The 8,174-nt window shown below is 65.0% G+C and carries 9 protein-coding genes; 7 read left to right on the forward strand and 2 right to left on the reverse strand.

The annotated features are described in order from the left end of the window. Positions 1 to 24: 24 nt before the first annotated feature. The 7 genes from ubiE (at position 25) to G3446_RS18800 (ending at position 6,534) form a co-directional block, all read left to right on the forward strand. Positions 25 to 774 carry a bifunctional demethylmenaquinone methyltransferase/2-methoxy-6-polyprenyl-1,4-benzoquinol methylase UbiE gene (gene ubiE, locus G3446_RS18770; protein WP_164454366.1) on the forward strand — a complete coding sequence of 250 codons (750 nt, stop codon included), beginning with the start codon at positions 25 to 27 and terminating at the stop codon, positions 772 to 774. Beyond that, positions 771 to 1,412 (forward strand): SCP2 sterol-binding domain-containing protein, encoded by a 642-nt coding sequence (locus G3446_RS18775; RefSeq protein ID WP_164454367.1) that lies wholly within the window; start codon positions 771 to 773, stop codon positions 1,410 to 1,412. Before ubiE ends, G3446_RS18775 begins: the two co-directional genes overlap by 4 nt. Beyond that, positions 1,409 to 3,064, forward strand: coding sequence for a ubiquinone biosynthesis regulatory protein kinase UbiB (ubiB, locus tag G3446_RS18780; protein WP_164454368.1), 1,656 nt, complete (start codon positions 1,409 to 1,411; stop codon positions 3,062 to 3,064). Before G3446_RS18775 ends, ubiB begins: the two co-directional genes overlap by 4 nt. 477 nt (positions 3,065 to 3,541) lie before the next feature. Beyond that, positions 3,542 to 3,775, forward strand: a complete 234-nt coding sequence (locus G3446_RS18785; RefSeq protein WP_164454369.1) for an ATP-binding protein — start codon at positions 3,542 to 3,544, stop codon at positions 3,773 to 3,775. A 453-nt stretch (positions 3,776 to 4,228) separates the two neighbouring features. Next, entirely contained in the window at positions 4,229 to 5,248 is a 1,020-nt protein-coding gene (locus G3446_RS18790; protein ID WP_164454370.1) for an AraC family transcriptional regulator ligand-binding domain-containing protein, read from the forward strand. Positions 5,249 to 5,799: 551 nt separating this feature from the next. Next, positions 5,800 to 6,195 carry a Rap1a/Tai family immunity protein gene (locus G3446_RS18795; RefSeq protein WP_164454371.1) on the forward strand — a complete coding sequence of 132 codons (396 nt, stop codon included), beginning with the start codon at positions 5,800 to 5,802 and terminating at the stop codon, positions 6,193 to 6,195. 111 nt (positions 6,196 to 6,306) lie between these two features. Next, positions 6,307 to 6,534 carry a YMGG-like glycine zipper-containing protein gene (locus G3446_RS18800; protein ID WP_164454372.1) on the forward strand — a complete coding sequence of 76 codons (228 nt, stop codon included), beginning with the start codon at positions 6,307 to 6,309 and terminating at the stop codon, positions 6,532 to 6,534. 555 nt (positions 6,535 to 7,089) lie between these two features. Here the strand turns inward: G3446_RS18800 and G3446_RS18805 are convergent. Continuing rightward, the gene (locus G3446_RS18805) at positions 7,090 to 7,290 is read right to left on the reverse strand and encodes a hypothetical protein (protein WP_164454373.1); all 201 of its coding nucleotides are present in this window, start codon (positions 7,288 to 7,290) and stop codon (positions 7,090 to 7,092) included. Beyond that, positions 7,287 to 8,081, reverse strand: a complete 795-nt coding sequence (locus G3446_RS18810; RefSeq protein WP_164454374.1) for an ExeA family protein — start codon at positions 8,079 to 8,081, stop codon at positions 7,287 to 7,289. The genes G3446_RS18805 and G3446_RS18810 overlap by 4 nt, the downstream gene beginning before the upstream one ends. Between the last annotated feature and the right edge of the window lie 93 nt (positions 8,082 to 8,174).

Here is an 8,174-nt window from a genome sequence, read left to right on the forward strand (position 1 = left end):
CGAGCTCAAGACCAGAGAAACAGCATGTCCGACGAGAAAACGACCCACTTCGGGTATCAACAGGTCCCAGTCGAGGAAAAGGCCAAGCGCGTCCGCGAGGTCTTCGATTCGGTCGCGACGCGCTACGACCTGATGAACGATCTCATGTCCATGGGCGTCCATCGGCTCTGGAAGCGGCATGCCATCGAGCTCGCCGGCGTGCGTCGCGGACACCAGGTTCTCGACTTGGCCTCAGGCACGGGCGACTTGGCCCACCGCTTCTCCGGCATCGTGGGCCCGGACGGGCTGGTCGTGATGACGGACATCAACGCGGCCATGCTCGGAGAGGGCCGCGAGCGGATGATCGACAACGGCCGCGTGGGCAACGTGCAGTACTCGCTGGTCAACGCGGAGAAGATCCCCTTTGCGAGCGACACCTTCGACTGCGTGACCATCGCCTTCGGGCTGCGCAACGTCACCGACAAGCAAGCCGCGCTCGACGAGATGTTCCGGGTCATCAAGCCCGGCGGGCGGGCGCTCATCCTGGAGTTCTCGCACCCCGTCAGCAAGCCGCTCAGCCGCGTCTACGACCTCTACTCCTTCTCGGTCCTCCCGACGCTCGGGCGCATCGTGACCAATGACCCCGGCAGCTACCGCTATCTCGCCGAGTCCATCCGCATGCATCCGGATCAGGAAACCCTGCGCGCCATGATGGAGACGTCCGGCTTCGAGCGCTGCGACTACTTCAACCACACGGGCGGGATCGTTGCCATCCATCGAGGGTACAAGCTGTGAGCGAGGGCATCCAGATACCCGACGCACTGCTTGCGGTCGTCGAGCAGGCGATCAATGGCTATATCGCCCTCGACCCCGAAGGCGCGGCCGGCCTGGCCGCCTTGGAGGGTCGAATCATCGCCATCGAGCTCAAGGGCTTCGGAAGCCGTGTCAGCGTCATCCCCAGCGAGGGGGGCTTGCAGCTGTTCGGTCACTACGACGCGGATCCCGACTGCCTCATCCTCGGATCCCCGCTAGGTCTTGTGCGCATGGCGACGGCCGAGCGCAAGGAGAGCCAGCTGATCACAGGTGAGGTCGAGATCTCCGGCGACTCTGGCCTGGCTCACGCCTTCAGTGCCGCGCTCGCCAAGCTCGACGTCGACTGGGAGGAGCAGCTCGCGCGGGTGATCGGCGACCCCTTCGCCCATCAGGTCGGCAATCGCGCGCGCGACGCGGAGCACTGGGGCAAGCGGACCTCGGAGACCATGACGGCCAATCTGCGCGAATACCTGCAAGAGGAGCGTCGCTTGCTGCCGACACGCTACGAGATCGAGGCCTTTCTCGCCCAAGTCGACACCCTGCGTGACGACGTCGAGCGCATCGGAGCCCGCATCGAGCGACTCGCCAAGCGCGCCGCGGAGCACGGCATCCAGCAATGATTGGTCCCCGCCAGGCGTTACGGCTCTTTCGCATCAATTGGGTCCTGCTCCAGAACGGTCTCGACGAAGTCATCCTCGCCACCCACCTCTTCCGCCCGCTGCGCTGGGTCAAATACCTGCTGCCCTGGCACTGGGTGAAACGAGACCTGCCCGCCTATCCGGCCCGCGTGCGCATGGCGCTCGAGGATCTGGGACCCATCTTCGTCAAATTCGGCCAGATCCTCTCGACACGCCGCGATCTGCTCCCCGACGACCTCGCCGTCGAGCTCGCCAAACTGCAGGACCGGGTCCCGCCCTTCCCGGGTGACGCGGCCCGCGCCTTGATCGAGAAGGCCTGGGGCTGCTCGGTCGACGACGTCTTGGATCATTTCGACCCGACCCCGTTGGCATCCGCGTCCATCGCCCAGGTCCACACCGGACGGCTCAAGGACGGCACCGAGGTCGTCGTCAAGGTGCTGCGCCCCGGCATCGAGCGTACCATCCGCCAGGACCTCGGGCTGATGTACACCGTCGCCCACCTGGCCGAGCGCTATTGGAAGGACGGCAAGCGGCTGCGCCCCGTCGAGGTGGTTCGCGAGTACGAGAAGACCATCTACGACGAGCTGGACCTCCAGCGCGAGGCGGCCAACGCCTCGCAGATCCGTCGCAACTGGATCAACAGCGAGATGCTCTACATCCCGGAGGTCTTCTGGGACTGGACGCGCCCGAGCGTCATGGTGATGGAGCGCATCTACGGCACGCCAGTGAGCGATGTCGCCGCGCTAAAGGCGCAGGGCGTGAGCATGAAGGTGCTCGGAGAGCGCGGTGTGGAGATCTTCTTCACCCAAGTCTTCCGCGATAACTTCTTCCATGCCGACATGCATCCCGGCAACATCTTCGTCGAGCCGTCCGGGCGCTACATCTCCATCGACTTCGGCATCGTCGGCACCCTGACGACCGAGGATCAGCGTTACCTCGCCGAGAACCTGCTCGCCTTCTTCGAGCGCGACTATCGGCGCGTGGCGGAGCTGCACGTGGAATCCGGCTGGGTGCCGCCCGGAACCCGCGTGGACGAGTTCGAGTCCGCCATCCGCACCGTCAGCGAGCCCATCTTCGAAAAGCCGCTCGCCGAGATCTCCTTCGGCCACTTCCTGGTGCGTCTCTTTCAGACCGCGCGGCGCTTCAACATGGAGATCCAGCCGCAGCTAGTCCTGCTCGAGAAGACCCTGCTGAACATCGAGGGCCTCGGGCGCCAGCTCTACCCGGAGCTGGACCTCTGGACGACCGCCAAGCCCTACATGGAGCGCTGGATGAAGGATCAGATCGGCCTCAAGGGGCTCTTCGACCGCACCAAGCGCAACATCTACTCGGTCGCCGACCAAGCCCCCGAGCTGCCCCTCATCGCCTATCGCATGCTCATGGCCTACGACAGGCGCGTGCGCACGGAAGAGGCGACGCAGATGACCAAGGCGGGCTCACGCGATACGCGGCCACTCGCCGGAGGCGACGCCGTCCGCGCCATTGGCGGTGCGACCGTCGTGGTGAGCGGGACCCTGGTGCTGCTGCTGGGGCCGGGTCAGTGGCTGCCGGAGCCTTTCGGCATCGGCCTGGTCGTTTCGAGCTATCTCGCCGGCGCCTGGCTCTTCTTCACCGCCGGGCGCAGACCGGCCTGAGTCCTCGACCGGTCGGCGCCTTGCCCTTGGCGGCCGAGACAGGGACACCTTAGAGGCCATCCGAAAGAGTGCGTAGAGGCGACTCTTGCGGCCCTTGGCGCTGGAGGGAAGGCGAATGAATTCGCCCCTACAGCACGGGTGAGAGCAAGTTTCAGACAGCCTCTCAAGCCCGCACTGAGCGCAGAGACAGGAATGCTCTGACACCCTGGATCTGCGCCGCGCCCGGCATCCCTCCCACTGACCTGAAGCAGCCGGATTCGACCGCCCTTGGCTCCCGTCCAATGAGCGGGATCTATACTTGGCTTAGGGCCGAAGGCCAAGGCCAAGGCCAAGCTGGCGTTATCCGCCGGAGCGACACCTTGGGCCTTCTGCCCCATCTGTCGCGGCGGCAGACGGTGTGCATCAGCCCCAGAGACCCTCAAGGCATTCCAGCCTGCCGTCATCCTGCCGGATTGGTCGAGCTACAGGAGATCAAGCATGGATATCTCGCTCGCTGATGTATTGATCCATATCGACGAAAACCTGTCTCCAGAACAGCGCGCAGTGGTCGAACAGCAGCTTCGCGGCGTCGAAGGAGTGGTCAGTGTGCACAACCCAGACGACCGGCCACACCTGACCATCGTCGAATACCGGCCGGATCGCACCAACGCCCAGGCCCTGCTCGAAGGCGTCCGTGGACGGGGGGTGACTGCGGAGCTCGTCGGCCTCTAGCCAATCCTAGAGACCACTGATCGGCCCCAGGGTGACACTCGCGCGGGCCGGGCCGCACTGCGCGGAAGCAAAGGACAAGCCCTGTGGAGATGCCACCGCGACAAGCACTAGATGCGCAGCGCGCAGGGATCGACATGTCCGCCAGAGCCCAGCGACCAGCCACTTGGAATCATGCAGTTGGCCGCCCCATAGCGCCTCCCCCGACTCACCCCCTGGGTGAAGACGTCAAGAAGCGAAAATCTCCACGAACCAAGAGCTGGAAGCTGATCGCTAGCTGCCAGCTGCTCTTTCCCGGTTGAAGCGACATCCCGCAAACCGGCTCCCTCGGCGGTAGCGATCGTTTCTTCGGCTGCGAAGCTTGGTTGACTCTCGGCGCTGCGCCTGTCATCTAGCGCCAAACTGCGACGTTTCCTATCCTTATGCTCAATCGCCAGCTAGCCGGAGAACCTGCGCGTGCATGTCAACACCACCGACAGGATCATCCCCTCCACACGCGCGGCACTGGTGACGCGGTACACGCAATTGATGGACGAGGCGGGGGCGCCGGTGGGGAGATTGCTGTCTCGGGCCGGTATCCCGGAGGAAGTGCTGGAGCACCCGGCGGCGGCGATCCCGCTGGAGTCCGGTTTTCGGCTCGCTGAGTTGGCTTGCCAATCGCTCGGGACCGAGCACCTCGGCGCGCATATCGGCCTCGCGGCCACGTTCGATGATCTCGGCCCTTACGGCGATTTGCTGCGGCGCTCAGTGACCCTAGGCGACTACCTGCGCCGGGGGATCCGCTTCTACAACATGTTGATCACGGGCCAGCGGTTCTGGCTGTCCGAGCATGGGAGCCATGTGCGGCTCAACCTCACTTATGCCGGCAGGCCCGGTGTCGGGCCTTATCAATCGGAGCTGGAGTCGCTCGTCACCAGCGTCCTCAATATCCGGCACGCGCTGCCGGGTTGGACGCCGGGCGAAATCAGTCTGTCTTATCAAGCAGGGGAGCCCCTTCCCGCGATTGAGCTGTTCTCCGAGGCCAGGGTCCTGCGCGGCGCCGGCCAGACCTACATCACCATCCCGCGAGGGATGCTGAGCCTCCCTTTCAAGACGAAGGCTCATTCCGGTATGCCAAACGCGAGCAGAACATTCCCGGCCCGCTCCCTACCGGAAGATCTGGCCGGCCTCGTGCGACACCAAATCGCATGCCTCAAGGGCGTGCATGGCTCGCGCATCGACATCGTGGCCGAAAGCCTCACGCTTAGCCGACGCACCCTGCAAAGGGAGCTGGCCACCCAGGGGCTTTCCTTTTCCGCGCTGCTGACCGACGTCGTCATGGCCCAGGCCATGCGTTGGCTGGAGAACAGCGAAAAGCCCATCTTCGAGATCGCGTTCGATCTCGGTTACTCCAATGCGTCGAACTTCACCCGCGCCTTTCGCAGACACACTGGCCTGGCGCCGCAGACCTTTAGAGACGCCAACCGCCCGACTTGAGCGCGCGCGAGTCGTTGCCGCGGGGGATGCCCAAGCCCGCGCAGCCCTCGTTGCGGGGCGTGCAGCGGCCGGTTCTCAACAGGATATCCCGCAACCCGCGCGACGCGGTGAGCACCTTGACGCTTCCCAAGGCGACGTGACCCAACGACGCTGATCCCCGAGCGCGCTCGATACCGGCATCAGTCGGCATTTCCCGTCGCAGGCGATCGGCCCGTGGCTCGAGGCAATTGAGCCACGGGCACCCGGCGCTCCGACTTCCCGCCCGCCACTTCACATCAGCGCAGTCGGCCGGTCCGACGTGCGCACCTCATGATCGGCGCTGACATCAAATGACAAGCCGTTGCCATAGATCCCTACCATACTTTGAACCGGGGGAGCGAATGCGCTCGGGGAAGCCCCCCGGTGCATTCATCCATCATTCTCCGATGGCGCGGCCGCCTTGCAGGGCCGCGGGCGAATGAGCCGCAACGGCAAAGGCGGCCCGAAACCGGAGCCCCCCTAGCGCCCTAATCCATTGCGATCAAACGTATTGAGCAGGAGGAGCGACGACAATGCTGACATCCAAACCCTCATTACTTCTTGGCCTGCTCTTACTGACGAGCCAGGCCTGCCATCACGCACTCGGCGCAGAGTCCCCAGGCTCCGGGGTATACCAAGTGCGGGACCTCTACGCCACATGCGCCGTGGCTCCGCAAAGCTCCGACTATGCACGCGCCATGGCGGGCTGTCTTGGATTCATCGGCGGGGCCGTGCAGTACCACGACGCGGTGAGCGACCGCAAGCAACTGAAGCGGCTGATCTGCTACCCGGAGAGCGCCACTGTCACCGATGGCCGCTCCGCATTCCTCGCCTGGGCGGAGAAAAACGCCGCCAACCAAGAGCGGATGGCCGAGATCGCAGTCGTCGGCCTCGTTCGGGCACTCGCGGAACGCTATCCATGCAGGTGAGCACCGCATTGGCGGCGGCGCGCGTCGCCATCGACTGAGTCGCAATAAAAACGAAGCTCGGTGCGGGCTCGGAGCGAGCGCCCTGCCGAACGTCTAGCGGGAGATCGAGCAATGAAACGCCTTACCTATGTCCTCGTCCTAATAGCTTTTTTCACGCTAACGGCCTGTGGCACCACGACCGGCTCACGCACGGGCAGTGGCGCCGCGATGGGCGCCGCGGGTGGCGCCCTGATCGGCTCCATGAGCGGCAACGCCGGCAGGGGTGCCCTGATCGGCGCAGGCGCTGGTGCCGTCGGTGGCTACCTGCATGACCAGCACCGCAAGGGCAACATCGACTGAGTCGCGTCCTAAATTCGCAACGCGGGGACTGCAACATGCGACCAGCCCGAGGACTCATGACGGCCGGACCGCAGCTGCTCAGGACTGCCGAGATCCCGCTTCTCATCCTGTTCGCTGGCTCCAATGCAGCCCAGGAGGTACTGCCGTTTTACTCTCCGCCCACGGGCGGAGAGGTCGGGCCGACCACGCAGGAGTCGGTCCATCAGTGGCGTGAGCCGGCTCGCCACCTCCCGGAGGACGCCCCCAACATCCTGATCGTCATGCTGGACGATGCGGGGTATGGACAGGCGGGACCTTCGGCGGCGAGATCTCCCAGTTGGCGCCACCCCTGTAGGAGAACGCTGCGCTTTCAGCCCCAACCGGCCCTTTCTGATCTGGTGGACGCCGGGCCCGGCTCACGGCCCGCGCCATGTCGCCAAGGAATGGGCGGAAAAGTGTTACGTCCCGCGCTGATTTAGGGAGACCGTCCCGACCTATTCGCGGTGAGACACAAAGAAGCGTCCCGATCTGGACAAGGGAGAACGGCGCCCTTGGCCAGCTCGGGACGGTAGCGAGCTAGAAGGGCAGGTCGTCGTTGAAATCGAGGACCTCTTGAACGGGCGCAGCAGGATCGTGCTCGGCCGCCATCATGAGGTCGATCAGCTCGCGCTCGTAGAGCGTCCAGACCGCGTTGGTGAGCTGCTCGAGTGTCTCAAAGAGCACCAAGGCGAGCGCCGGAGGGAGCTCCTCTGGCAGCGACACGGGGAAGGTCTTCATCGCAGCTCCTCGATGGCTTGTTGGATCACCTCATCGGGCAGGTGATTCAATCCTTTCGGCACCGCCAGCTGTAGGCTGGTCTTGAGGATGCGTCCGGCGTAGCGTGGCAGCCCGCGCGAGGCCTGGCGTAACAGCTCCAGGCCCGAGTCCGAGAGCAGGGTATGCTCGGCGCCGGCGTGCTTGAAGGCCTGGGTGACGAGGCTGTGGAAGCGCTCGCGCTCACTGATCGGCCTCAAGCGCAGACGGACCTGGATGCGACTGGCCAAGGCCGCATAGGGGGCGCGATCCAAGGTGTGCTCCAGCGCGGGATGCCCGACCAGCCACAGGCTCATGAGGTCGCGCGAGTCGAAGGCAAAGTTCAGGAAGGCCGGCAGATCACGGAAGAACGCCGCGGGCAGATTGTGCGCCTCGTCGATGATCCACAGTGGCGTGACGTTCTTGCCGTCGGCCAACGCCTCGATGTGGGCCTTGATCTGACGCCACAGGGCGGCGCGGCGGTAAGCGCCCTCCAAGCCCAGCGCCAGGGCCAAGGAGCGGTACAGATCCAGCCGCCCGAAGTCGGTCTCGGCCAGATAGATCACCTGGTAGCGGTGGGGGTTGAGCGCCTGCGTGAGCGCGCGCAGGGCCGCGGTCTTGCCCACCCCGGCCTCGCCGGTCAACAGCCCCACGCCGGGGCTGTGCAGCAGCCAGGCAAAGCGCTCGCCCAGCCGGGCCAGCGCCCCATCGTCCCACAGCTCAGTGGTGCCCTTGCCCAGGGGATAGTGGGTCAGGCCAAAGTGTTGCAGCACCATCAGCGCGCCTCCCCGGCCTGGCCGTAGTACTCACGGTAGGCCAGCTCCACCTCCGTGTCGGCGCCGTTCGCGGATGACGCCTCGGGCGGTTGG

It is taken from the genome of Thiorhodococcus minor (assembly GCF_010820565.1).
In the GTDB taxonomy this organism is placed as follows: domain Bacteria; phylum Pseudomonadota; class Gammaproteobacteria; order Chromatiales; family Chromatiaceae; genus Thiorhodococcus; species Thiorhodococcus minor.

Excerpts from the sequence above, each read along its gene's own strand:
- ubiE (WP_164454366.1), top strand. The coding sequence starts at position 25 with ATGTCCGACGAGAAAACGACCCACTTCGGGTATCAACAGGTCCCAGTC.
- ubiB (WP_164454368.1), top strand. The coding sequence starts at position 1,409 with ATGATTGGTCCCCGCCAGGCGTTACGGCTCTTTCGCATCAATTGGGTC.
- G3446_RS18785 (WP_164454369.1), top strand. The coding sequence starts at position 3,542 with ATGGATATCTCGCTCGCTGATGTATTGATCCATATCGACGAAAACCTG.
- G3446_RS18795 (WP_164454371.1), top strand. The coding sequence starts at position 5,800 with ATGCTGACATCCAAACCCTCATTACTTCTTGGCCTGCTCTTACTGACG.
- G3446_RS18800 (WP_164454372.1), top strand. The coding sequence starts at position 6,307 with ATGAAACGCCTTACCTATGTCCTCGTCCTAATAGCTTTTTTCACGCTA.
- G3446_RS18805 (WP_164454373.1), bottom strand. The coding sequence starts at position 7,290 with ATGAAGACCTTCCCCGTGTCGCTGCCAGAGGAGCTCCCTCCGGCGCTC.
- G3446_RS18810 (WP_164454374.1), bottom strand. The coding sequence starts at position 8,081 with ATGGTGCTGCAACACTTTGGCCTGACCCACTATCCCCTGGGCAAGGGC.